Below are 1701 nucleotides of genomic sequence, written 5' to 3' on the forward strand. Positions count from 1 at the left end.
ATCGTAGCTTCTAGATTTAGTTCCATCGATTTAAGCAACAAAGCCTCGTCAAGGTTATGTACGATGGCAAATCTAATGGCAGACCCAGAATCACGAATATAAAAACTTGTGGTGTCCAATTCACGCTTACTCACAAAGTCATGAGCAACAAGTGCTTCATCAATGAGTTGCTTTATCATTCAGTCGACCCTCTGCGTCGTCTTTTGTCATTACGCTAATGCATAGCGACTTGGTAATGTTGCTTTCAAGCTTTTCAGTGGCCAACTTATCGTCGAAGTTATCTGAGTTCGTGAATTTTGTATCAAAGGTAAATGAGGCTTCTGCTTTGCTGGCAATTAGATGGTTGTACTCAAAAAGTAGTCTCAGTAGGTCACCGTTGTTTTTCATTTCATAGTTCATGTCTGACTCACAATCTTCACTTTCATCTATGTCAAGTGCTGTAGGTACGTAGAACCGATTTTCGCTGTCGAGGTAGTGCGGAAGATGGTTGAATGTGGGCTCCACTGAAATAGCCTGTATGAGTTTGGTGTAGCGCCTGATATCACCCTTCTGAATGTCTTGAAACCGCTCGGATGGCTTCATCATCTGGCATAAGTTTTTTAATTCATTGATATGTGTATCTCGTATGTGCTCGCACAGACGCCTAGATCTTTCATAGTTGACATCACTCATTGTTGGTAACGCCTGATCGAGTCGTTCTTCTAGGTAGGTTTGAAGTCTGGCCTTCAACTCAACGGCATAATAGTCGCGATTCTGATAGGGGTTTTCGGCCAGTAATTCCTCTAGGATATCTCTTGCTTGGATACGGCCCTCGTAAGCAGCTTTGTTTTCCGAGAAGCCGTCCACTTGATTTAGTTTGTGATTATGTATCGCCTTTGTGCTTATTTTTTCTGAGAGTAAGCAATAGTTAAAATTTATGAGATTATCACTGACCGTGATGGACCGTTTCTCACATATTTTTTTTATTAGTGCTTTGGTCAGTCCTTCAATTTCACCCAGTCCACAATGAAAGTTGTCTCCGTAGCAGTAGAATTTGACTATTTCTCCGCTAGCACCTTTGTGATCAGCGGTATTATCTAGCTGTACGGATACATGAAAATAACGGGGCGTCCCTTTTATTTTGTCGTATTCGATTAAAGTGGACTGCTCCAGCGCCTTGGCGTAGCCACTGCGATATTGACTAATCTTAGCTTTAACTTGATGAGCAGAATGAAGCTTTCCTGCCTTATAAATAGCGAAGTCGTCGCTACTGTCTAGCTGAAGCTCGAAGTCCAAATCACCGTCGTGAATGAGCTTTAGTGAATGATATAGAGCAACTTTTCCTTGGTAAACAAAGCCGCTCCAAGAGGATATGGCGCTGGCCGGGTACTTCTCTTCTTGTTGACTCACATGAACTCCTTACTGCCAGTGTGGCGGAGTCATATTACTGTGTCTGTCGAGTTTTTTGTACTTACTTTATGTGTTTGTTGGGTGAATTCTGCATTTTCCAGCCTTTATAAAAAATATTGCGTGAATAGCCACACTCAGTAGACACTTTCGAACCTTCCTTTGCCCAAACTTAGCTTATGCGAAGCTTGCGGGTTACTGCACTACCCCTAACTGATTCTTGTCCGTGCGACCTGAAGTCGTATGAAGCGCTGTTCACCGCGATAAGAGTGAACCATCTGTATCACCAGATGACCCTAGGATCCTGAATAAAGC

General features: G+C 42.7%; 1 protein-coding gene. It reads right to left on the minus strand.

The window, feature by feature from the left end:
- Positions 1–159: 159 nt before the first annotated feature.
- Complete coding sequence (locus tag B5D35_RS23585; RefSeq protein WP_078754826.1) at positions 160–1389, minus strand: ABC-three component system protein; 1230 nt, start codon at positions 1387–1389, stop codon at positions 160–162.
- Positions 1390–1701: the final 312 nt, after the last annotated feature.

Origin of the sequence: Enterovibrio nigricans DSM 22720 (assembly GCF_900167155.1) — a bacterium.
Taxonomy (GTDB): Bacteria; Pseudomonadota; Gammaproteobacteria; order Enterobacterales; family Vibrionaceae; genus Enterovibrio; species Enterovibrio nigricans.